This window comes from Brevundimonas sp., assembly GCF_046293315.1.
GTDB lineage: Bacteria > Pseudomonadota > Alphaproteobacteria > Caulobacterales > Caulobacteraceae > Brevundimonas.
The window spans coordinates 22,269-44,927 of the sequence record NZ_JBKBPF010000011.1; the positions used below are offsets into that span (position 1 = coordinate 22,269).

The window sequence follows — 22,659 nt, forward strand, 5'->3', positions numbered from 1 at the left end:
GACCGCCTGAAAGAGCAGCTGACCATGCGACTGAACTCCGCCTTCACTCTCGGCGCCATCACCGCCGCCGCCGTCGTCCTGACCGGCTGCAACAGCATCCGTCAGGGCGTGGGTCTGGAGCGGGTCACACCCGACGAATTCCGCGTCATCTCCCAGGCGCCGCTCAGCGTGCCGCCGGAGTACGGCCTGCGCCCGCCGGCGCCCGGCCAGCCGCGCCCGGCCGAACTGGCCCCGGAAAGCTCGGCCCGCCAGATTCTGCTGGGTCAGCGTCAGGCCATCACCCGCTCGGCGGGCGAGGAATCCCTGGTCGCCGCCGCCGGCGCAGCCCAGGCCGATCCGCTGGCGCGTTATGTGGTCGACGATGAGTTCGGCGACCTTGCCCACAAGGAAGAAGGCTGGGCCAACCGCGTCATGTTCTGGCGCCGCGGCGACGCCGCATCCCAGACGGCCACCCAGGTGCGCACCGTCGAGGGCGTCACCACCATCGACGAGGCCAGCGAGGCCGCGCGCCTCAGCGCCCTGACCGGCGGACGCGACGTGGTGATCCAGCGAGGCGGCGGCGGCATGAAGCTGCCGGGGCTCTGAACCGCCGACCCTCAATCCCAGACATTTCCGGCCCGGGCGCAATCGCACCCGGGCCGGTTTCGTTATAGACTGGCTGTTCGCATGCCGATCCGTCGCCTCCCCCCCGAAACCGTCAACCGCATCGCCGCCGGCGAGGTGGTCGAGCGCCCGGCCAGCGCCGTCAAGGAATTGGTCGAGAACGCGCTGGACGCAGGCGCGCGCCGGGTCGACATCCAGGCCGACGGCGGGGGCCTGTCGCGCATCCTGATCGCCGACGACGGCAAGGGCATCCCGAAGGACGAGCTGCCGTTGGCGGTCGAGCGGCACGCCACCTCAAAACTGGAAGCCGACGACGCAGGCGACGTGGACCTGCTGCGGATATTGACGCTGGGATTTCGGGGCGAGGCCCTGCCGTCCATCGGTTCGGTGGCGCGCCTGACCATCACCAGCCGGGCCATGGGCGCGCCGGAAGCCTGGGCCGTGGCGGTGGAGGGCGGTGACCACCGCGCCATCGCGCCCGGCGCCTTTCCCGGCGATCACGGCGCGCGAGTGGAGGTGCGCGACCTGTTCTACGCCACACCCGCGCGGCTGAAGTTCATGAAATCGGCGCGCGCCGAGGCCATGGCCATCTCCGATGAGATCAAGCGCCAGGCCATGGCTCATGAAGCGACGGCCTTCACCCTGACTCTGGACGGCAAGACCACCCTGCGCCTGCCCGCGGAGCATCCCGGTGATGAGGGACGGCTGAAGCGGCTGGCGGCCCTGCTGGGGCGGGATTTCGAGGACAACGCCCTGCTCATTGACCAGTCCCGCGACGGCATCCGGCTGTCGGGCTATGCGGGCCTGCCCACCTATTCGCGGGGCAACGCCGCGCACCAGTACCTGTTCGTCAACGGCCGCCCGGTGAAGGACCGGTTGCTGCAGGGCGCGCTGCGCGGCGCCTACGCCGACTTCCTCGCGCGGGATCGGCATCCGGCGGCGGCCCTGTTCCTCGACATCGATCCGCTGTCGGTGGACGTGAACGTGCATCCGGCCAAAACGGAAGTGCGGTTCCGCGACCCGGCGATGGTGCGCGGCTTGATCGTCGGCGCCCTGCGCCACGCCCTGGCGGCGGCGGGACACCGGGCCTCCACCACCGTGGCGGCGGACGCCATATCCGGGTTCCAGGCCCATGCTGGCGTAGCCGACCCCTACAGCCCCTCTACGCCCGCCGCCGAGGGATGGAGCGGCTGGACCGGCTGGAGCCAGCCCGAGGCCGCCGCCCAGATCATTCCCGGCCTCAACGAACGGTCGGCCCGCGTGGAGTCGGCCTGGCCAGCGCCCTCCGACGCACCGCCGTCGGGCGAAGCCGCAGGGTTCATCGACCCGCTGGACTATCCGCTGGGCGCGGCCCGCGCGCAGTTGCACGCCAACTACATCGTGGCCCAGACCCGTGACGGTCTGGTGGTCGTGGACCAGCACGCCGCCCACGAGCGCCTGGTCTATGAGCGCATGAAGACCCAGATGGCCGAGGGCGCGGTGACACGTCAGGCGCTGCTGACGCCCGAGGTGGTCGAGCTGGACCCGGCCGAGGCCGAGCGGGTGGCGGACCGCGCCGACGAACTGGCCGCGCTGGGCCTGATCGTCGAGGCGTTCGGGGCCGGCGCCGTGCTGGTGCGCGAGACTCCGGCCCTGCTGGGCGACTGCGACGTACAGGGACTGATCCGCGACATCGCCGACGACCTGTCGGAACACGGCTCGGCCCTGGCCCTCACCGAGCGACTGGGCGAGGTGTGCGGCACCATGGCCTGCCACGGCTCGGTGCGCTCGGGCCGGGTGCTGTCGGCGCCCGAGATGAACGCCCTGCTGCGCCAGATGGAGGCCACGCCCCACTCCGGTCAGTGCAACCATGGCCGCCCAACCTATGTGGAGCTGAAGCTGCACGACCTGGAGAAGCTGTTCGGGCGCCGGTGATCAGGCCTCCGCGCGGCCCCGGCCCGTGATCTTCTTCCAGATGCGCTTGCGCGCCTCGAGCACCGACAGGCCCAGGGTCGCGGCGATGCTCCAGAACAGGGCCTCGGTGGCGACGGCGGCGACGACGGCCAGGATGATGCGGGTCTGGCGCGAGACATCCATGTAAAGCCCGACGCCAAGGGCGATCCAGGCGGCGACGGCGGCGACGCCCACGGCGATGCTCAGCGCGATCAGAAAGCCGCGGCCCTTCGTCAGAATGCTTTTCTTGTCCGGCGTGGCGACGGGGGTTTCGATGGTCATGGCGGGTCTCCTTTTTCAATCGGCGGAAATCCGCCTCCGGAAATGAAAGTCTCGCCGGCGTCGAGAGTCTTTCAGAGGTGACGGCGAAAATCGCATCGCCGATGATCTGGAGCATGGGATTGGGACGGGACAGGGGATTCGAGGCGCTGGTGGCGGAGCACGGCCCGATGCTGCGCCGCATCGCCGGCAGCTATGAGGCGGACCCCGAACGGCGCCGCGAGCTGGAGCAGGACATCCTGCTGGCGGTCTGGCGCGCCCTGCCCCGCTTTCGCGGCGAGGCGCCTGTGAAGGCGTTCCTGGCGCGGGTAGCTCACAACCGGGCCGTGACCCATGTCTCGAAAGAGGCCGTGCAGCCGCGCCGCGCGCCGCTGGACGACGCCATGCCGTCCGACGATCCCACGCCCCACGATCAGGTGGAGGCCGAGGATCTTCGGGCGCGGCTGACCGAGGCGGTGCGGGCCCTGCCCCTGTCGCTGCGCCAGCCCGCGGTCCTGACGCTGGAGGGTTTCAGCCCTGCGGAGATCGGCCCCATGCTGGGGCTGAACGCCAACGCCGTCTCCATCCGCCTGACCCGCGCCAGGGCGGCCCTGAAAGACCTGATGAACCCGGAGGCCTCGTCATGACGCCGAACGAAGACTGGACCGAACTGAGCGACGCCTGGACCACGCCCGGCCGCGACGATCAGGAACTGGCCGAGATGGCCCGACAGGTGCGCCGTCGCAGCCGGCTGGGGCGGTTGAACTTTGTGTTCGAGATGGTCGGGTGCCTGCTCGCCGGCGCCATGGGCGTCTGGGTGCTGGTGGCGAGGCCGGCGGACCAGTGGCTTCTGGGCGCGGCGGCCGTGCTGTTCGGCCTGTTCGGCGCCGCCATGACTCTCTGGGCGCGCGGCGGACAGGCGCCCGATGATCTGGAGACGCCGGAACAGGCCTTGGCCGCCGCCATCCGTCAGGCCGAGACCGGGCGCCGCTGGGCCCGGGCGGGCACCGCGGTCACGGTCGGCGCGGCCGTGTTCCTCGGCGTCGCCGTGGCGGCGTACCGGGTCGAGGACGATCTGACCTTCCTCTATACGGGGGCGGCCGTGTTCCTGCTGGGTGCACTGGCCTTCTACCTGCGCCATCAAGACCGCTGCGCCCAGCGCATCGCACAACACAGGCGCGCGCTGGAGGACTTGCAGGCCTAGCGTCAACCAGCGCTGTCAGGCCGGGTTGCGGGCGCCGCGGGTCTGTTTGCGCCACAGGGAGGCGTATTCGCCGCCCTGACGGGCGACCAGCTCCATGTGGGTTCCGCGCTCGACGATGCGGCCGTCCTTCAGCACCAGGATCTGGTCGGCGTCGGCGATGGTGGACAGGCGGTGGGCGACCACCAGCGTCGTCCGCCCGGTGCGGGCCTTGCGCAGGGTCTTCTGGATGGCCTGTTCGGTGCGGCTGTCCAGGGCGCTGGTGGCCTCGTCCAGGATCAGGATGCGGGGATCAGCCAGCAGAGCGCGGGCGATGCCGACGCGCTGGCGCTCGCCCCCGGACAGCTTCAGGCCCCGCTCGCCCACCCTGGTCTCCATGCCCTCGGGCAAGCCCCGAATGAAGTCGCCCAGCTCGGCCGCGTCGGCGGCGGCCCAGATCTCGGCCTCGGATGCGCCCGGCCGGGCGAAGGCGATGTTGACTGCCAGGCTGTCGTTGAACAGGGCCACGTCCTGGGGGACCAGAGCCACGGCCCGGCGCAGGGACGCCTGGGTCACCGCGCGGGCGTCCAGCCCATCGATCAGCACCCGGCCGATCTGCGGGTCCAGCAGGCGCAGGGCCAGTTTGACGATGGTGGACTTGCCCGCCCCCGACGGTCCGACCAGAGCCGTGGTTGTGCCCGGCGCGGCGATGAAGCTGATGTCGTCCAGACCCGTGGCGCGCGAGGAATGCTGGAAGCCCACGCCCTCGAAGGTCACCGCCCCGCCGCGGTTGTCGGCGGGCGGTGGCAGGTCGATCGCATCCGGCGCGTCGGCCACCTGGGGCGACTGGCGCGTGACCTTCAGCATCTCCTCCATGTCGATGAAGGACTGGCGGATCTCGCGATAGGCGAAGCCCAGAATGTTCAGGGGCGCGTAGAGCGAAATCAGGATCAGCACGGCCGCCATCACGTCGCCCGGCCCCATGCGCCCGGCGGCCGCCTCGAACCCGGCCATGACCGCCATCACCCCGAGGCCGATGTTCATGATCAGGCCCTGGGTCATGTTCAGGACCGCCAGGGAGTTGTTGGCCTTGACCGCCGCGTCGCCATAGACGCCCAGCGCCCGCTCGTAGCTGTCGGCGGCGCGGGCTTCGGCCCCGAAGGCCTTGACCGTCTCGTAGTTCAGCAGGGCGTCCACCGCCTGGCCCGCGGCCTCGGAATCCGCCGCGTTCATGATGCGGCGATGCTCAAGCCGCCAGTTGGAGATGGCGAAGGTGATGACCGCATAGATCACCACCACCGCCACGGCCACGGCCCCGAAGCGCCAGTCGTAGGCGCCCGCCAGAACCCCCGCCGCGAGGATCAGCTCAAGTCCGGTGGGGATAAGGTTGAAGGCGAGGATGCGCAGCAGGAAGTCCACGGCGCGCGAGCCGCGCTCCACCGTGCGGGACAGGGAGCCGGAGCGCTTGGTCTGGTGGAAGTCCAGCGACAGGTTCAGGGCGTGGGCGAAGGTTTCGGCCGCCGTGGTCCGCTGGGCCGCCTGACGCACCGGGGCGAACACCATGTCCGACAGCTGCGGCGCGGCGGAGGACAGGAACCGGATCAGCGCCCAGCCCACTGCGAAGGCCACGAAGCCCGCCGCCACGCCCACGGCCGCGCCCTGATCGGCCGCCAGACGGTTGACTGCCGCGCCCAGGGCCAGGGGCGCCAGCACGCCCAGGGCCTTGCCGATCAGCGTCAGAAGGATCGCGCCGGTCAGGCGGGTTCTGAGCCACGGCGCGCGCGACCGGCCCACGAGACGCGCCAGGTCCATGAGCGCGCCCAGCGTCCCCGGTCCCTCCGCCTTCATCTCGACCCCGGCCAGCTGGGCGCGGACCTCGGGGTCGGCGCGTCGGCGGCCCGAGCGCTCACCACGCATCGCCATGGGGCCTATATGGCGCGGCCGACCGCCTTAAGGAAGGCGGCCGGACGTGTTGATCCCCCTATTGCCCGCGAACCACCGGGTCAGCCGAGCCGGTGGTGATGGGATGGTAGCCGGGGCGGGCCTCTTCATAGATGCGGCGGGCCAGCGGCCGGCCCCAGTCGCCCTCGGCCATCAGGGCCACATACAGGGGCTGGGTGAATTTGCGCCGCCCCATGCCGGTCAGGAACTGCTCCAGCGCCGGAACCGCGGGCTCGTACTGGTGACTCACCGCGATCATCAGCCAGGCGAACACGATTTCGCTGTTGCCCGCTTCGGACAGGCCGAAGGTGCTGTCCAGATCGGCCAGTTGAGCGTCGGTCAGGGTCTGGGGCAGGGAGCCGAGGAAGTGCTGCCACTCCTGCGTCACCCAGTCGCCGGTGTTCAGTCGCGCGGCCGGGGTTCCGTTCGCGAAGGCCTGCACCTGGGCCCCGACCGCCGTGAAAGCGTTCGAGGCGGGCTGGACGGCATTGGAGGGCAGGCCGGGACCATAGATCCACGCGTCCATCTGAAGCGAAGCCTCCAGCGCCGCGTCGCCCGCGATCAGATGCTGGCGGATGTCGGCCAGGAACATGGCCGTGGTCATGGGGCGGTAGGCGTTGCGGTCGAAATAGCCGCGTAGCCAGCCGTCGAAGCGCTCACGGCCCACGGTTCGCTCGATGGTGCGCAGGAAGAAGGCGCCCTTGTCATAGGCGATGGCGGTCATGCCCTCGTCCGGATCGCGCCCGGCCAGGTTCAGGTGCAGGCTCTGGTCCGCCTCCGGCAGTTCGGCCAGCTCGGCCTGGAGATCAGTCCACTCCAGAGCGCGCAGCATCTCGGCCCGCTCGGGGCCGTAGATGGCCTCCATGATCCGGTTCTCGAAATAGACCGTGAAGCCCTCGTTGAGCCAGAAGTCGTCCCAGGTGGCGTTGGTGACCAGATTGCCGGACCAGCTATGGGCCAGCTCGTGGGCCACCAGCGACACCAGCGAACGGTCACCCGCGATGATGGTCGGGGTGGCGAAGGTCAGGCGCGGATTCTCCATGCCGCCGAACGGGAAGCTGGGCGGCAGGACCAGCATGTCATAGCGGCCCCAGATGTAGGGCCCGTAGAGATTCTCGGCCGCCTCGACCATGGCCTCGACCTCTGGGAACTCGGCGGCTGAGCGCGTTAGCATGGACGGCTCGGTATAGACCCCGGTGCGCGCGCCCAGCGGCTGGAAGGCGATGTCGCCTACGCCAATGGCGATCAGATAGGGCGGCACCGGATTATCCAGACGGAAGCGGAAAGCGCGGCCGCGCGGGTCCGGCTCGCCCTGGGGCGTCAGCATCTCGGCGCTCATGACCGCCGTCATGCCTTCGGGAACGCTGATGCGGGCCGAATAGGTCTGGCGGATGCCGGGGCTGTCCTGGGTCGGGATCCAGGTGCGGGTCAGGATCGCCTGACCCTGACTGAACAGATACGGGAGTCGCCCGCCCGCGGTCTGTTCCGGCGTCAGCCACTGCAGGGCCGCCGCGTCTGGCCGGGTGGAATAGTCGATATGGATGCGCCCTTCGGTGAAGGGGATCGCGATGATCAGCGGCTTGCCCATGAAGGGGCTTTCGTCGCCGATGGTGTAGTCCAGCGGGCCGTCTTCGGAGCGCACGCCGTGGATGTCCAGGTCGCGGATGTCGAGGATGATCTCGTCCGCGCCCGGCTCAGCCGTGATGTCCAGGCTGGCGGTGCCTGCCAGCATGCGCCGGTCGAAGTCCGCCATCAGGTTCAGGTCCACATGGTGGACGCGCGCGATTTCGGGGCGGGCATGGGAATGGGCGTCGGCCACGTACTGCACCTGTGTGGAAATCTGCGGCCCGGCGACTTCTGTCACGGGCAGATTGGCGCACGCGGACAGGCCGCCGGACAGGGCCAGGGCGGCTGCGATGGCCAGGGCGGAGGGGCGGATCATGCTGGGCGTTTCCTGGAACGGCGCGCCCTTCCGGGCGTCGTGGTGATCTGTCTTAGGCGCGGAGCCCGAACGGTTCAAACAGGCGAAGGGGTGCATCTGGTCGAGCTTCGCCATAGGATCACCCTCAGACGGCGCCAGACACGCCGCTGTTTTTCAACAGACCGGAGCCCAGGATGACGGGACGAACGACGACGGGATCGATGGACGGCAAGACCCGAACGAAGCCGGAGGCGGAACCGGTGCTCTACGCGCCGGGCCACCGCTCGCTGATGCGCGACGCGGGACGCGTGATCGCCATCGGGGCCGGGTTCGGAACCCTGTTCGTTCTTCTGCTCTCGGCCAAATTCGCCATGTCGGCCTTCGTTATCCTGTGCCTTGGCGTCGTGGGCCTGGGCGCCGTGCTCTGGGCGCTGGGGACGGTGGAACTGCGCCTGATCGAAATCCGGGACGCTGTGGGCGGCCGCAACCGCGACGCCCTGCTGACCGAAGCGGGCGAGCGCCGCCCGAAACCGGTCACGCGCGGCTGAGGCACTCCGGCCGGCTGACCGGAGGTTGGCGAGGGTGTGACCCTGGCCTGTGCTTCAGACGCCCGACAGGCTCAGCTCGATGCGCGAGGCCTGGGCCTGAAGCGCGCCCGGCGCCGTGGCCTCGGCGGGATCGGTCGGGGCGGTGACGTTGGTCCAGTTTGCCACGAAAGCGTCGATCTCCTCGCGCACCGGACGCAGGGCGCCGTCGCGGGCCGCAACCTGCTGTGCCGCCAGCGCCGCGCCGTAAGAGTGCTGCCACTCGATCGGATCGACGCCGTCGGCGGTCACCACCAGGGCGTACAGGCCGGTGGAGATGCCGAGCAGACCCTTGACCACGTCCCCGGCGTCGCCGCCCGCCTGGCGAGCGGCGCGGTCAAGCTCGGCGATGGCGGCGTTCAGCGCGCCGGTGGCCCCGCTTTCGGCGGCGCGGCGCAGCACAACCTCGTCCACCCCCGCGGCGTCATAGTCGGCCTTTGACGGGTCGTAGACCTCCAGCATGCCCTGGCCGGCCAGGGCGGCGGCGGATTCTTCCCCCTCCACCGGCGCGGCGGCCCGGGCCACCAGGAAGAAGCCCTTCAGATGCTGCAGCCGCAGGGCCGTCAGGCTTTCGGCCGGGACCGCGCCGTAGGCGCTGACCGCCCCCGCTTCGCCGCCTTCCCCCTCGCCTTCACCGGCGGCGCTGGCGGGCGGGGAGGCGGGCGCGGCCGGGGCCTCAGCGCCCTGATCCGAACAGGCGGCGACGCCCGCGATGAGCAGGGCGGAGCCGGCGGCGGTCCACAGTCGGGGGCGGAACAGGCGGGTGTCGGACATGAAAGGCGCTCCGGTCGGGAAAGGTCGCGGGACCATAGACCGGAGCGCCAAAGATGCAAATGGTTCGCAGGAGCGAAGCGAGGTTTATTCGACCCGTTCGCCCGTATCTGGATCGACGGCGCCCTCACGGCCCTCGGCGGCCGCTTCGCGCTGATTTTCCTCCAGCCGTTCTGCGGCGTCGGAGGCGAGGCTCTCGACCCCTCGCGCAGCGGCGGCCGCGCCCGACTCGATGCGTTCGCCCAGTTCGGCCGCGCCTTGCTCGATGTTCTCGCCCGCGACAGCCGCGTCCCGTTCAGCCTGCGCCTGCTCCGCGTCCGTACAGGCTACGGCGCCCAGAGACAGGGCGGCGACGGCCGCAAGAGCGGGCCAGGCTTTGGTGCGAATTGTCATGGGCGAGCCCTCCTCGAATGAGTCCAGTCGGCGGAACGCTCAAGCTGGGCCGGGGTTGCGCCCTTTCGCCCGGAGCGATGGAGCGCTAACGGTCCCGCGTATCCCCTCCGGAGCCCCGCTGTGATTGTCCTTGCCGACATCCTTTCCGCCGAAGACCTGGAGCGTGTCCGCGCCGGGCTGGCCAAGGCCCCGTTCCGCGACGGCAGGGCAACGGCAGGCCCGGCGGCCCGCATGGTCAAGGATAATCTCCAGGCCCGGGGCGACGACGCCGGCGTCCAGGCCCTGGCCCGCTTCGTACGCGATGCGCTGGAGCGGCATCCGGTGTTCCACCCGCTGGTGCGCCCGGCCCGGTGGTCGAACCTGATCTTCTCTCGCTATTCCGGCGGTCAGCAGTACGGCCTGCACACCGACGACGCCGCCATGCGCGGCGAGGACGGCCAGCGCCTGCGCACCGACCTGTCGTTCACCCTGTTCCTGTCCGATACCGAAACCTACGAGGGCGGAGCCCTGCTGCTCGACGACCTGGACGGCGAGCGCGAGTTCCGCCCCGCCGCAGGGTCAGCTGTGATCTACCAGACCGGTCGCCTGCACCGGGTCACGCCGGTCACCGCCGGCGAACGCATGGCGGCCGTGGGCTGGATCCAGTCTCTGGTCCGCCGTCAGGACCAGCGCGAAGTCCTGTTCGATCTGGAGCGCGTGCGCTGGTCCACGCCCGAGGGGGAGCCCCGCCTGCTTGCCGACAAGACCATCGGCAATCTGCTGCGGATGTGGGCGGAGACCTGAGGCCGCATCACATTACAGGTCGGTAAGGTGCGACCGCGCCGTCCCGCGCCTATGGTCGCCGCTGATCTGCAAGGGGAGCCTCCATGTTCAAACGTCGCCTGATCGTCACCGCCGCCGCCACGGCGCTTCTGATGGGCGCCGCGCTGCCCGCCCTCGCCCAGGCTCCCGCGCCTGCCGCCACCCAGGCCCCTGCCGGGGTCGCGGTGCCGCCGCTGGGCTTCCAGCGCCGGGTGCTGGACAACGGCATGGAGGTCTATACGGCCCAGGACCGCAACACCTCCAACGTGGCGGTGCAGGTCTGGTACCGGGTCGGCTCCAAGGATGACCCGCAGGGTCGTTCGGGGTTCGCGCACCTGTTCGAGCACCTGCTGTTCAAGGCGACCCGCAACATGCCGGAAGAGACGCTGGACCGGCTGACGGAAGACGTAGGCGGCTTCAACAACGCCTTCACCGCCGACGACGTGACCGCCTATCATGAGGTGGTGCCCGCCAATCATCTGGAGCGGATCCTGTTCGCCGAGGCCGAGCGCCTGGGCTCGCTGGTGGTGGACGAGGACACGTTCATCTCCGAGCGGGACGTGGTCAAGAACGAGTACCGCCAGCGTATCCTGGCCTCGCCTTACGGTCGCCTGTTCGGGCTGTTCATGCCCCAGATGATCTATCAGGAGCATCCGTATCGCCGCCCCGGCATCGGCTCCATTGAGGACCTTGACGCCGCGACCCTGGACGACGTGCTGCGGTTCCACGAGACGTACTACCGCCCCGACAACGCCATCCTGATCGTGGCCGGCAATTTCGATCAGCCCCAACTGGACGGCTGGATCGACCAGTATTTCGGCCCGCTCGAGCGCCCCGATCGGCCCATGCCCGCCAACGACGTGGCCGAGCCTGACATCACCGGCCCGCGCGAGGCCACGTTCTACGCCCCCAACGTGCCGCTGCCGGCGGTGGTGCTGTCCTGGCCGACGGTCGCCTACGACCATCCGGACCGGGCGGCCCTGACGGTGCTCGACGGCATCCTGTCCACCGGCGAATCTTCGCGTATGTATCGTTCGCTGGTCTACGATCAGCAGATCGCCGCCCAGGCCTCGTCCATGCCGGACTTCGCCCAGCAGGCAGGCTATCTGGCGGCCTATTCCATCATGGCCGGGGACGCCACGCCCGAGCAGGGCATCGCCTCCATCCAGGCAGAGGTAGCCCGCTTCCGCGACGAAGTGGTCACCGAGGCTGAACTGACTGAAGCCAAGAATGAGCTGGTGGCCGGCGCCCTGCGCGAGCGGGAGACCACCGACCAGCGCGCCTCGGCGCTCGGCTGGGCGCTGATCATGACCGGCGACCCGGCTTCGGCAGATACCGAGATCGCCGCCATCCAGGCCGTCACCGCCGCCGACGTGCAGCGCGTGGCGCGCCGGTATCTGACGCCCGAGCGCACCATCACCGTCCGCTATCTGAACGCAGATGACGCCAATCCGCCCAGCGAACAGGTGCTGAACGTGACGGCGCCGGTGACCCTGGACGATCTGGCGCCGGCAGGCGAGCTGGTGACCCTGGCGCCCGAAGCCGAGCGCGTGCCCATTCCCGAGCCGGGCGCCCCGCTGGAGCCGGCCACGCCGCAGATCAGCGAGCGCACCCTGGCCAACGGCGTGCGCGTGCTGGTGGCGCCCACGGGCGGTCTCCCGCTGATCTCCGCCCGCCTCAGCTTCGAGGCCGGCTCCGCCGATGACCCGCAGGGCCGCGCCGGTGTGGCGGCCCTGACCGCCTCCATGGTCAACCAGGGCACGTCGCGCCTGTCGGCGCCGGAGATCGCCACCCAGATCGAGCAGCTGGGCGCCTCGATCGGCGCCGGCGCGGGCGTGGACTTCACCAATGTCTACGCCAACGCGCCGGCCGACGTGTTCAGCCAGACCCTGGCCCTGATGGCCGAGCTGGTGCGGGATCCCGCCTTCGCCGCCGAAGAGCTGGAGCGTCAGCAGAGCCAGACCCTGGACGGGCTGCGCGTGGCGCTGAGCGAGCCTGGCTCCATCGCCTCCCAGGCGACGGGCCGGGTGATCTACGGGGATGCGCCCTATGGCGCGCCGGGATCAGGCACCCTGACCACAGTGCCGACGATCACCCGCGACGATCTTGCTGCTTTCCATGCCGCCAACTGGCGTCCCTCCACGGCGACCCTTGTGTTTTCGGGCGACATCACGCCCGAGACCGCCTACGCCCTGGCCGAGCAGGCCTTCGGCGACTGGGCCGAGCCCGCAGCCCCGGCGGCGACGGTCGCCGACCCGGCGGGCGCCCCGCTCGCGCCGCGCATCGTGGTGATCGACCAGCCGGGCGCCGGACAGGCGGCGGTTGTCGCCGCGCGTCGCAGCATCACCCGCACGGACGAGGGCTACTATCCGCTCCTGGTCGGAACAAACCTTCTGGGCGGCGGCTACTCGTCACGCCTCAATCAGGAAATCCGCATCAAGCGCGGCCTGTCCTATGGCGCCGGCGCATCGCTGGGCGTCCGGGCGGACCAGGGGGTGTTCACCGCCTCCACCCAGACCCCCAATGAAAACGCCGTCGAGGTCGCCGGGCTGATCCTCGCCGAGCTGAACCGGCTTTCTGCAGAGCCGGCGTCGGAGGCTGAACTGGGCCCGCGTCAGGCCACGCTGGTGGGCGGCTTCGGCCGCTCGCTGGAGACTGTGGACGGACTGGGCAGCTGGGTCGCCAACCTGGCTCTGTATGACCTGCCCATGAGCGAACTCGCCGAGTACGCGGGCCGGGTCAACGCCGTCACGCCAGCCGAAGTACAGGCCGCCGCCGGGCGGGCCCTGGGGGTGGACGGAATCAGCCTCGTCATCGTCGGCGACGCCTCGCTGTTCATTGACGGCCTGCGCGCCGCCTATCCGGGCGTTGAGGTGATCGCGCTGGATGACCTGAATCTCGACAGCGCCACCCTGCAATAAGACTGGACGCGGCCGGCCCTTCGTCCCTGATGCGGAAAGGGGGGTCGGCCGAAGGGCTCCGTCGTGGGCTCCGCGGAATCAGCCCTCGTCGGGCTCATCGTCAAGGATTGCAGGCGTTTCGGGCGCGGCGGGCGCCAGGGCCCGGACCTCGCCCAACTCGGCGCCCGGGAAGGTCTGCATCACCGCCCGGACGAAAGGATCGTCGAGGATCGCCTGACGCGCCACGTCTTTCTCACGCCGGTCGCGCTCGATCAGCGTCTCACCGCCGCCCTGTCCGTTGGCGGCGATCAGCCAGGTGCGGCCGGTCCAGTCCTTCAGCCGTGAGGCCAGTCGCCGGGCGAGGTCATGGGGCGCACCCGGAACCGGCTCGAAGGTGATGGCGCCGGGCTTGAAGGCGATCAGGCGCACATAGCGCTGCACGTCCATCTGCAGACCGATGTCGCGCTTCTCGCCGATCAGGGCGACGGTCTGGTCGAAGGTCTGGGGGTCAGGCAGTTGTTCAGCCTGGGCTCCGGGCCGCGCCGCGATCTGGGCGCTGGCCCCGCCGCCGCCGCCACCGCGGGGCGCGGACGGGCCGGAGCCGCCGCCCATGGGGTCGCCGGACTGCAGCTTCTTCAGCGCCTCTTCCGGACCGGGCAGGTCGGCGGCGTAGGCGAGGCGAACGATGGCCATCTCCACCGCATCGGCCGGATTGGGCGCGCGGCGCACCTCTTCGTGGGCCTTCAGCAGCATGGACCAGACCCGAGACAGCGAGCCCGCCGAAATTGAGGCGCCAAGCGCCGCCAATCTCTGGGCCTGATCATTGGGCAGGCGGGTGGCCGCCGGGCCGAGCATCTTGGACACCGACGCCGCGTGGCAGTGCTCCAGCAGATCGTTGACCACCTGGGTCGGGTCGGCGCCGAAGCCGTAGAGCTGGCGGAACATCTCCAGCGCCTCGGGGGTGCGGCCGCCCATCAGGCTTTCGAACAGGCCGATGGTCTGGGTGCGGTCGGCCAGACCCAGCATGTCGCGCACCACCTCGGCCTTGACCATCTGGCCGCCCTCGGCCTGGACCAGGGCCTGATCCAGCAGCGACAGGCCGTCGCGCACCGAGCCCTCGGCGGCGCGGGCGATCAGGGCCAGGGCCTCGCTGTCGATCTTCATGCCCTCCTTGTCCGCCACCTTCGCCAGGTGTTCGGACAGGATCTCGGGCTCGACCCGGCGCAGGTCGAAACGCTGGCAGCGCGACAGGATCGTCACCGGAACCTTGCGGATTTCGGTGGTGGCGAAGACGAACTTGGCGTGGGGCGGCGGCTCCTCCAGGGTCTTCAGCAGGGCGTTGAAGGCCTGGGTCGAGAGCATATGCACCTCGTCCAGCACATAGACCTTGTAGCGGGCCTCGACCGGGCCGTAGCGGACGCTGTCCAGGATGTCGCGGATGTCGCCCACGCCGGTGTGGCTGGCGGCGTCCATTTCCATGACGTCCATGTGCCGGCCTTCCATGATGGCCGCGTCGTGGCGCCCGCTGGCCGTCAGGGCCAGGGAGGGGCGGTCGATGGTGTCGGATTCGTTGTTCAGCGCCCGGGCCAGCAGGCGCGCGGTGGTCGTCTTGCCCACCCCACGCACCCCGGTCAGCATGAAGGCGTGGGCGATGCGGCCGCTGGAAAAGGCGTTGGTGAGCGTGCGCACCATCGCCTCCTGACCGATCAGGTCCTCGAAGGTGAGCGGTCGGTATTTGCGCGCCAGCACGGTGTAGGCGACGTCGCCGGACGGCTGCGTTGCGGGGGCGGCAGGGGCGGGGGCGGAAGCTTCCAAAGCCGCCTTGACCGGCGCTTCCGGGGCAGCTTCGGCAGGAGCGCCGAACATGTCTTCGGTGTTGGGATCGCGCTCCTGAACGTCGGAGCCCGCCCCGTCGCCGTCGAGGGCGTCATCCTCCCAGGGAGGGCCGTCCGATTTCAGGTCCGTATCGCTCATGCCCTGTCATAGCGCGCGAAGTCCGCCGCTGCGAAGACGGCGCACTCGAATTCCAACAGTTTCGGAAAAACGCCCTCAAACAGAGCGCCGCCGCGCGGCGCGCGTTAAGGGCAAAAATCGCGCCTCAGGTCGCGAGCGTCCGCGACGCGAGCATAGGGCTAAGGAAAAGAGGTGGAGACCGACACGACCCGAAGGTGAATTCGTTGTGGCTGCTGCCTTCCGGCCCTGACCAGGTTGGCGAAGCCTCCGCCCGCACCGATCTCCGAGAGGGGATATGGCGTCTAAACGCCGATTGATCAAGCGGGGCCTTCCGGCGCCGGGCGCCCGGCTCTAGACAGGCAGGATGGCCTTTCCCCAGAACACCTTTTCCGGCAACCGGCTGGAGCGCGCCAGCGACCGGCGCAACGACGCCGGCTGGATCGCAGAGCAGGAACAGAATCCCCTCGCCCTGGCCCTGGCGTTGTGGGAGGGTCGGCCGCTGATCGAGGAACTTGCCGACGGGCCGCGTCTGACCTGGCTGTCCATGCCCCACGCCATGGACCTTACCCGGGACCGCCGCGCCTTCCTGGGGCTGTGGAAGGATGCGCCGGTGTTCGCGGTGGAGTTCGAGGGCGCGGCCGATCCGGCGGCCGGGCCTGTCATGGGTCTGGGCGTCTTTCACGAGATGCGGGCGGCCGCCGCCCTGCTGCCGGGCCATGAGGCGGCCATGGCGGGGGCGGCCAAGGCCCTGTTCGACTGGCGGCGGCGGCACGGCTTCTGCGCCGCCTGCGGGACCGAGACCCGCGACTCGGGCGGGGGCTGGCGACGGGCCTGCCCGGCGTGCCGGGCCGAGCATTTCCCGCGGGTTGACCCGGTTGTGATCATGTTGCCGACCTTCGAGGGGCGCTGCCTGCTCGGCCGCCAGGCCTCATGGCCCGCCGGACGCATGTCGGCGCTGGCGGGATTTCTTGAACCCGGCGAAAGCATCGAAGAGGCCTGCGCCCGCGAGGTGGCGGAAGAGGCGGGCCTTGAGGTCACCGCCGTGCGCTATCACTCCAGTCAGCCCTGGCCGTTCCCGTCCCAGCTGATGATCGGCCTGATCTGCGACGTCAGCCATGACCGCGCCGCGCCGGACCAGACCGAGCTTGAGGCCGTGACCTGGCTGACCCGCGACGAAGCACGCGCCGTGCTGGCGGGCACGCATCCCGAGGTCCTGGCCCCGCCGCCCATCGCCATCGCCCGCACCCTGTTGCAGGCCTGGGTCGACGCCGAAGACTGACCCCTGCGACGCCGGGACGCCGTCCAGGCGGTTGCGCACCCGGCCGGGCCGTGTAAGACAGCCGCAAACCATGGACCTTGGCCGGATTTCGGCCCTCTACACGGGACTCGACCACGCGCATGAGCGGCGATCTGAAGTGGAACAAGATTTTCGGCGCCGGTCTGGCGACCGTGCTCGTCATTCTGGGCGTGAATCAGGTGTCTGGCGCCATCTTCTCCAGCGCCCCGCCAGAGAAGATGGGCTATTTCATCGACGCCCCTGAGGAAGTCGCCGGAGGAGCGGACGAGGTGGTGCTCGCGCCGGACTGGGGAACGGTCCTGCCGGTTGCCGACCTCACGGCCGGCGAGCGTGCCTTCGCCCGGTGCGCGGCGTGTCACACCATCAATCAGGGCGGCGCCGACGGCATCGGCCCGAACCTGTACGGCGTCGTCGGCGGTCCCATGCTGCACAGCGCCGGCTTCGACTATTCCCCCGCCCTGCGCGAACACGCCGCCCAGAACCCGACCTGGACCTACGACGAGATGGATCTGTTCATCACGGCGCCCTCGCGTCATGTGCGCGGCACCAAGATGTCGTTCGCCGGCATTCGCAACACCGAGGAGCGCGTGGCCCTGATCGCCTATCTGCGCTCGCAGGGTTCGGGCGGCTACGCCATCCCGGCACCGGACCCCTCGCGCCAGCCCGGCGCCGAAGAGGAGCCCCTCGCTGAAGGTGAGGCCGTGGAGGGCGAAGGCCTGCAGCAGACTCCGGAAGAGGGCGTCGCCGCCCAGCCCGACGAGGAAGCCACCAGCCCGGCCCAGCCCGCAGCGACCAGCTCTCCCCAGAACTGAGTCCGGTTCTTCAAGGATAAAAGGCCCGGCCCGCAAGGTCCGGGCCTTTTTCATGCCGTCGTCATGCGGGCGCGCAAGTCACCGCGTCGGCTGACCCGCGAGGCGGGTCTCCTTCAACCGATCCAGACCCTAGAGGCGGCGGCAGGCGCTGGGTTGATGGCGACGGGCCACCGCGTCGGCGAAGGTCTCCACAGCCACGCCCCGGTCGGGGTCTGCGTGGATCAATCGCTGGGCATCCAGCATCATGGCCACATGGTCAGGCCAGAAGATCAGGTCGCCGCGCATCAGGTGTTCGACCGGCGCATCGCGCCCGAGGGCCTGCTGCTGGTCCGCCGCTCTGGGGCAGCCAAGGCCGCAGGCATACAGCGCCTGCTGGACCAGGGCCGGCGCGTCCAGGCCTGTGCGGTCGCGGCCGCCCACCTGGAACGGCGCGCCCACGAAGCGTTCGGCCACCGCGGCGGGCTCCGGATCGAAGGCGTGGAAATCGGCCAGATCGGCGAGGGCGATCCAGCCCAGGCGAGCGAGGCGGGCGAATGCGCCCTTCGTCTCAAGAACCGTGACGAGGGTGTTGAGCGCCAGAACCATGGGCGTCTCTCCGGCTCTCTGCTCGAAGACCGGCGCGTCGAAGATCGGCGTATCAACCGAGCCCACCCGGTGGGTCGGCTCAAGCACCTCGTCGGACAGGGCGGCGACCGCCACATGGCCGACAACGCCGTCGCGGCGCGACCGGCCCCAGGCCGTTCCGCTGGACATCTCCAACACGTCGAAAATCTCGCCGAATGCCAGCTGGTCGATCAGGGCGGACGCGTCATCGTCCCCGGCGCGTACGGGCACCGTCGGCAGCATGCACTGCATGGGCGTGACCGCCCGGTATCGCCCGGACTCAAATACACCCTCAAGCGCCAGCTCGGCCAGGTCGGGCCGGGCCAGGGTCACGCGCGGGTCGGGAGCAGAGGGCAGGGGCAAGAGGCGCAGCGTCCGTAAGTCTGGAGCCTGACTCTGTACACCGCGAAGCCGAAGGGGCGGTTAATATCGATGGTTACCGGCGGCCATACCGGGAAAGCAGCATGGCGAAACAGGCGCGCAGCGACTGGGCCTCGCCGCCTTCGGGATGCCCCGGCCGGGCGCGCGGATTCCAGGCGAAGATGTCCAGATGCGCCCATGCCCCGGTCCTGGGCGCGAAGCGTTGCAGAAACAGGGCGGCGGTCACCGATCCAGCCTGGGCCCAGGCGGCGGAATCGTTGCGCAGATCGGCGATCTCGCTGTTCAGGCTGTCCCGGTAGCCCGGCCACAAAGGCATGCGCCACAAGGGGTCACGAACCTGCCGGGCGGCCTCCAGCAGATCGGCGGCGAGGGTCTCGTCGTCAGTATAGACCGGCGGCAGTTCGGGGCCGAGGGCGACTCGCGCAGCGCCGGTCAGGGTAGCGAAGTCCAGGGTCAGGTCAGGTTCGTGCTCGCAGGCCCGGGCGAGGGCGTCCGCCAGGATCAGACGGCCTTCAGCGTCGGTATTGCCGACTTCCACGGTCAGACCGGCGCGCGTTGGCAGGATGTCGCCGGGCCGAAAGGCGTCGGCGGAGATAGCGTTCTCCACGGCCGCCACCAGAACCACCAGCCGCACCGTCAGATCGGCCTGCATGACCAGTCGTCCCAGCGCCAGGGCGTGAGCCGAACCGCCCATATCCTTTTTCATGTTCCGCATGCCGGCGGCAGGCTTGATGTCCAGCCCGCCGGTATCGAACACCACGCCCTTGCCCACCAGCGCCACCAGCGGCAGGTCGGCCTTGTCGAGGTTCCAGCCGATCTCGATCATGCGCGGCGCCCGCAGCGCCGTGGCGGCCCGCCCCACCGCGTGCACCGCCGGATAGTTCGCCTCCAGCAAGGCGTCGCCGGTGGTGACGGTGATCGCCGCACCGGATTCCTCGGCGATCTCGCGAGCGATGGTCTCGATCTGCAGCGGGCCCATGTCGGCGGCGGGGGTGTCCACCATCTCGCGGGCCAGGGCGGCGGCGGCGGCGATGCGGGTCAGGTCGTCCAGATCAACACTACCCGGCGTGACCAGACGCACAGGCCCCCCGTCCGTCTTCGGCTTGTAGCGGTCGAAGCGATAGGCCCCCAGGGCGAAGGCCAGCGCCGCCAGGGCCACGTGACCGTCCTCCAACCCCTCGAATTCATAGTCGCCGGCGGGCAACCGCGCGGGCAGGGCTCGGGCGGTCATGGGATCGAAGACTTCGCCCGCGCCCCACAGGACCGTCTGAATCTCGCCCTGCATGTCCGGCACCGCCAGCAACGCGCCTCGTGCGCCCCTGAACCCGTTGGCCTCGGCCCAGGCGGCGGCGCGGCCGTCAGTAATCTTGGCGCCCTCGGCCACGAGGCGGATCGGAACGGCGTGTCCTTCTGCAGAGGAGATGACGGCGTTGGGCATGGCGGTCTTTCACGGATTAACCAAGGATTGACGCGAACGGACGAGACTCGTGGGTGTACGAAACCGTTTGGACCCGCCCCATGTCGCGCAAGCTGACCCTCGCCGCAACCGCCGCCCTGTTTCTGACCTCGGCCGGTCCCCTGCTGGCGCAGGACGCCGCGACCGGCCAGCGTCCCGCCACGGCCCAGGAGCGCGCCGCCTATGACCGGGCCGATCCCCTGGCCCGCTCGGTGTTCTGGGGCCGGGAGGCCGAGATGAACCCGAACGATCCGATCGCCGGCGTACGCCTGGCCCAGGCCTTGAGGGAACTGGGACGGCACGACCGCGCCGCGGAGACCGCTCAGGGCGTGCTGATGGTCCAGCCGGGAAATGTGGACGCCATGCTGGAGGTGGGCCGGGCTCATATCGCGCGCGGTCAGGCCTTCTACGGAATCGCGGCGCTGGAGCAGGCGCGCGATGTGGCGCCGAACGACTGGCGGCCCCTGTCGCTTCTGGGCGTGGCCTATCAGCAGGTGCGGCGCCCCGCCGACGCCCAGGCCGCCTGGATCTCGGCCCTTGCCCTGTCGCCGGACAATCCGACCGTCCTTTCCAACATGGCCATGGCCATGGTCGCCCAAGGCGATTCCGCCGGTGCGGAGCCCCTGTTACGCCGTGCCGTGGCCCAGGCGGGCGCGAGCCTTCAGATGCGCCAGAACCTCGCTCTGGTGCTCGGATTGAACGGAAACAGGGCCGAGGCCGAACAGATCCTTCGTCGCCACCTGCCGCCCGAGCAGGCGGACCGCAATCTTCGGTGGCTGGGTGAGCAAGCCGGCGCGCCGGCGAACGCCAACACGCAGCGCACCTGGGAGTCGCTGTCGGGGCGCTAGGCCAGAGATGTGGGGCTCAGGGAGCAGAGGAGCCCTCAAGTCGCGAGCCACCGCGGCGAGCGACAGGGTCGCTACATCGTATCCTGGATCTTGATGATCGCCGGGCCCAGGATGACGATGAACAACACCGGCAGGAAGAACAGGATCATCGGCACGGTCAGCTTGGCCGGCAGGGACGCCGCCTTCTTCTCGGCGGCGGACAGGCGCAGGTCGCGGTTCTCCTTGGCCATGACGCGAAGGGCCGTGCCCAGGGGCGTGCCATACTGTTCGGACTGGATCATGGAGGTCATCACCGCCTTGACGCCCGGGTGGTTGGTGCGCCGGGACATGCCCTCGTAGGCCATGCGCCGTTCGGGAAGATAGCTGAGTTCGGCCGACAGCAGGGACATCTCCTCGGCCAGTTCAATGGACCGGCCGCCGATTTCCTGGCTGACCTTGGCGATGGCGGCGTCCACGGACATGCCGGATTCCACGCAGATCAGCATCAGGTCCAGAGCGTCGGGGAACGCCTGCATGACCGAGGTCCGGCGCTTGGCGATGCGGTTCTCAAGGTACAGGTTCGGCGCGTAGAAGCCGATGCCGAACGCCAGCACGGTCACCGCCAGCCGCGACATGGACGGCAGGTCCATCACGCCGAGGACGTAGAAATAGAAGATCGCCACCGCCAGGAAGACGAACGGCGTGGCGAAGCGGAAGAAGTAGAAGGTGGTCAGGGGTCCAGGACCGCGGAAGCCCGCCTGGGCCATCTTGTCGGCGACCTTGGGGTCTTCCAGCAACTTGGTGAGGTTCAGCCGTTCCACCACCCGCTTCTTGAAGCCGTCGTCGGTGTGCCGCAGGCCGCCCTGGCTGTTGCGCACAATGGCCTCGCGCGAGCGGCGACGCAGCTCCTCGCGGCGCACGGCCACGGCCTTCATACGGCCCTCGAGCTGGGCGCCCTGGGTCATGGAGCCCATGACCGTGACCAGGGTGGCGAAGACCAGCACCCCGACCCCGATGGAGAGCAGGTTCTGGGCGTCTGTGAAGAAGGCGATCAGGTCCATCCGGCGCCCCCTAGAACTTGAACGAGATCATGCGCTTCATCACGAAGATCCCCATGGACATCCACATGGCCGAGATCAGCAGCATGATCTGCCCGCGCGGATCCGTGAACAGAAGCATCATGTAGGCCGGGGTGGTGACCATCACGATCAGCATCACCGCCGGAGGCAGCGAGCCGATGATCCCGGCAGAGGCCACGGCTTCGGAGGACATGGCCTTGATCTTCTCGCCCATCATGCGCCGGGCGCGCAGGACGGTGGACAGATTGCCCAGGGCCTCGGCCAGGTTGCCGCCGGTCTTCTGCTGGATGGCGATGACAATGGCGAAAAAGCGCAGTTCCGGCGTGGGCATGCGCTCGTACATACGGTCCAGGGCCTGGGACAGGGTCAGCCCCACGCCCAGACCTTCCACCAGCCGCTGAAACTCCGGGCCCAGCGGGGCGGGGCTCTCGCGGGCGATGATCTTGAAGCAGTCGTGCACCGGCAAGCCGGACTTGATGCCGCGCACGATCACGTCCACGGCGTTAGCGAACTCGCCCGAGAATTTCTTCATCCGTCGCCGGGCCAGAAAGCCCACCACCCAACGCGGCAGGCCCACGCCGGCGATCAGCGCCACGCCCATCGCCAGCAGCGGGTTGAGCCCCAGCACCACGGCGCTCAGGCCGAACATCAGGCCGGAGATCACGCTGAAGATGATGAAGGTGCGGAGGGTCATGGACAGACCCGCCTGGCGCAGCCGGGCGGACATGGTGACCCGGGCCTTGCGCTCCTTGCGGTCCACCTCCTTGAGCTGATCCATGATCTGCTTGCGGCGCTGCTCGGGCGTGTTGGCTGCAGCGGCGCGGGCGGCGGCCTGGGCCTTCCTGGGGTTGCCGAAAGCCTGGGCGCGCTTGACGGCCCGGCCCGAGGAATCCTCGCCGCCCACGAACACCCAGCCGAGGCTGGCGATGACGACAAAGGCGAGAACGGCGGCGGTGAGCTCCAGCAT

Annotated in this window: 20 protein-coding genes and 1 other RNA gene; 10 read left to right on the forward strand and 11 right to left on the reverse strand. The window is 69.7% G+C overall.

All coding sequences use genetic code 11. The features are described from left to right. Positions 1-24: 24 nt before the first annotated feature. Together ACK4SE_RS10825 and mutL are read left to right on the forward strand one after the other, a co-directional pair. The gene (locus ACK4SE_RS10825; RefSeq protein WP_409692357.1) at positions 25-585 is read left to right on the forward strand and encodes a DUF3035 domain-containing protein; all 561 of its coding nucleotides are present in this window, start codon (positions 25-27) and stop codon (positions 583-585) included. A gap of 81 nt (positions 586-666) precedes the next feature. After that, the gene (mutL, locus tag ACK4SE_RS10830; RefSeq protein WP_409692359.1) at positions 667-2,517 is read left to right on the forward strand and encodes a DNA mismatch repair endonuclease MutL; all 1,851 of its coding nucleotides are present in this window, start codon (positions 667-669) and stop codon (positions 2,515-2,517) included. Here mutL and ACK4SE_RS10835 read toward each other — a convergent pair whose 3' ends face one another. Further along, complete coding sequence (locus tag ACK4SE_RS10835) at positions 2,518-2,817, reverse strand: hypothetical protein (RefSeq protein ID WP_409692361.1); 300 nt, start codon at positions 2,815-2,817, stop codon at positions 2,518-2,520. 119 nt (positions 2,818-2,936) lie between these two features. On the opposite strand from ACK4SE_RS10835, the gene ACK4SE_RS10840 reads away from it, so the two are divergent. Then, positions 2,937-3,440 (forward strand): RNA polymerase sigma factor, encoded by a 504-nt coding sequence (locus ACK4SE_RS10840; protein ID WP_409692364.1) that lies wholly within the window; start codon positions 2,937-2,939, stop codon positions 3,438-3,440. Then, positions 3,437-3,997 (forward strand): hypothetical protein, encoded by a 561-nt coding sequence (locus ACK4SE_RS10845; protein WP_409692366.1) that lies wholly within the window; start codon positions 3,437-3,439, stop codon positions 3,995-3,997. Before ACK4SE_RS10840 ends, ACK4SE_RS10845 begins: the two co-directional genes overlap by 4 nt. Before the next feature lie 15 nt (positions 3,998-4,012). Here ACK4SE_RS10845 and ACK4SE_RS10850 read toward each other — a convergent pair whose 3' ends face one another. Both ACK4SE_RS10850 and ACK4SE_RS10855 read right to left on the reverse strand, forming a co-directional pair. Beyond that, positions 4,013-5,890, reverse strand: coding sequence for an ABCB family ABC transporter ATP-binding protein/permease (locus ACK4SE_RS10850; protein ID WP_409692570.1), 1,878 nt, complete (start codon positions 5,888-5,890; stop codon positions 4,013-4,015). Between the two features lie 64 nt (positions 5,891-5,954). Next, positions 5,955-7,856, reverse strand: a complete 1,902-nt coding sequence (locus tag ACK4SE_RS10855; protein ID WP_409692369.1) for a M1 family metallopeptidase — start codon at positions 7,854-7,856, stop codon at positions 5,955-5,957. A gap of 173 nt (positions 7,857-8,029) precedes the next feature. Here ACK4SE_RS10855 and ACK4SE_RS10860 point away from each other — a divergent pair, with 173 nt between their 5' ends. Next, entirely contained in the window at positions 8,030-8,383 is a 354-nt protein-coding gene (locus ACK4SE_RS10860) for a hypothetical protein (RefSeq protein ID WP_409692371.1), read from the forward strand. Between the two features lie 54 nt (positions 8,384-8,437). Here ACK4SE_RS10860 and ACK4SE_RS10865 read toward each other — a convergent pair whose 3' ends face one another. Further along, on the reverse strand, positions 8,438-9,193 hold the full coding sequence (locus ACK4SE_RS10865; protein ID WP_409692374.1) for a hypothetical protein: 756 nt from the start codon (positions 9,191-9,193) through the stop codon (positions 8,438-8,440). 84 nt (positions 9,194-9,277) lie between these two features. After that, complete coding sequence (locus ACK4SE_RS10870; protein WP_409692377.1) at positions 9,278-9,583, reverse strand: hypothetical protein; 306 nt, start codon at positions 9,581-9,583, stop codon at positions 9,278-9,280. A gap of 120 nt (positions 9,584-9,703) precedes the next feature. Between ACK4SE_RS10870 and ACK4SE_RS10875 the strand changes: the two genes are divergently transcribed. Together ACK4SE_RS10875 and ACK4SE_RS10880 are read left to right on the forward strand one after the other, a co-directional pair. Next, positions 9,704-10,366: a Fe2+-dependent dioxygenase gene (locus ACK4SE_RS10875; RefSeq protein WP_409692379.1), complete on the forward strand. Its 663-nt coding sequence runs from the start codon at positions 9,704-9,706 to the stop codon at positions 10,364-10,366. An 83-nt stretch (positions 10,367-10,449) separates the two neighbouring features. Next, positions 10,450-13,305 (forward strand): M16 family metallopeptidase, encoded by a 2,856-nt coding sequence (locus ACK4SE_RS10880; RefSeq protein WP_409692381.1) that lies wholly within the window; start codon positions 10,450-10,452, stop codon positions 13,303-13,305. Between the two features lie 78 nt (positions 13,306-13,383). Here the strand turns inward: ACK4SE_RS10880 and ACK4SE_RS10885 are convergent, their stop codons facing one another. Together ACK4SE_RS10885 and ffs are read right to left on the reverse strand one after the other, a co-directional pair. Next, positions 13,384-15,258 carry a DNA polymerase III subunit gamma/tau gene (locus ACK4SE_RS10885; RefSeq protein ID WP_409692384.1) on the reverse strand — a complete coding sequence of 625 codons (1,875 nt, stop codon included), beginning with the start codon at positions 15,256-15,258 and terminating at the stop codon, positions 13,384-13,386. A gap of 169 nt (positions 15,259-15,427) precedes the next feature. Then, an RNA gene (ffs, locus tag ACK4SE_RS10890) (signal recognition particle sRNA small type) lies at positions 15,428-15,523 on the reverse strand. A 78-nt stretch (positions 15,524-15,601) separates the two neighbouring features. On the opposite strand from ffs, the gene nudC reads away from it, so the two are divergent. Beyond that, complete coding sequence (gene nudC, locus ACK4SE_RS10895) at positions 15,602-16,516, forward strand: NAD(+) diphosphatase (protein WP_409692386.1); 915 nt, start codon at positions 15,602-15,604, stop codon at positions 16,514-16,516. A gap of 119 nt (positions 16,517-16,635) precedes the next feature. Beyond that, entirely contained in the window at positions 16,636-17,346 is a 711-nt protein-coding gene (locus tag ACK4SE_RS10900) for a c-type cytochrome (RefSeq protein WP_409692388.1), read from the forward strand. Between the two features lie 129 nt (positions 17,347-17,475). On the opposite strand, the gene ACK4SE_RS10905 is transcribed toward ACK4SE_RS10900, so the two are convergent. Together ACK4SE_RS10905 and ACK4SE_RS10910 are read right to left on the reverse strand one after the other, a co-directional pair. Continuing rightward, the gene (locus ACK4SE_RS10905; protein WP_409692390.1) at positions 17,476-18,312 is read right to left on the reverse strand and encodes an NlpC/P60 family protein; all 837 of its coding nucleotides are present in this window, start codon (positions 18,310-18,312) and stop codon (positions 17,476-17,478) included. Positions 18,313-18,385: 73 nt separating this feature from the next. After that, positions 18,386-19,768, reverse strand: a complete 1,383-nt coding sequence (locus ACK4SE_RS10910; protein ID WP_409692392.1) for a leucyl aminopeptidase family protein — start codon at positions 19,766-19,768, stop codon at positions 18,386-18,388. Positions 19,769-19,848: 80 nt separating this feature from the next. Here ACK4SE_RS10910 and ACK4SE_RS10915 point away from each other — a divergent pair, with 80 nt between their 5' ends. Next, positions 19,849-20,634: a tetratricopeptide repeat protein gene (locus ACK4SE_RS10915; RefSeq protein WP_409692394.1), complete on the forward strand. Its 786-nt coding sequence runs from the start codon at positions 19,849-19,851 to the stop codon at positions 20,632-20,634. A gap of 71 nt (positions 20,635-20,705) precedes the next feature. Here the strand turns inward: ACK4SE_RS10915 and ACK4SE_RS10920 are convergent, their stop codons facing one another. After that, positions 20,706-21,674, reverse strand: a complete 969-nt coding sequence (locus ACK4SE_RS10920; RefSeq protein ID WP_409692396.1) for a type II secretion system F family protein — start codon at positions 21,672-21,674, stop codon at positions 20,706-20,708. Between the two features lie 10 nt (positions 21,675-21,684). Beyond that, positions 21,685-22,659 carry a type II secretion system F family protein gene (locus tag ACK4SE_RS10925; protein ID WP_409692398.1) on the reverse strand — a complete coding sequence of 325 codons (975 nt, stop codon included), beginning with the start codon at positions 22,657-22,659 and terminating at the stop codon, positions 21,685-21,687.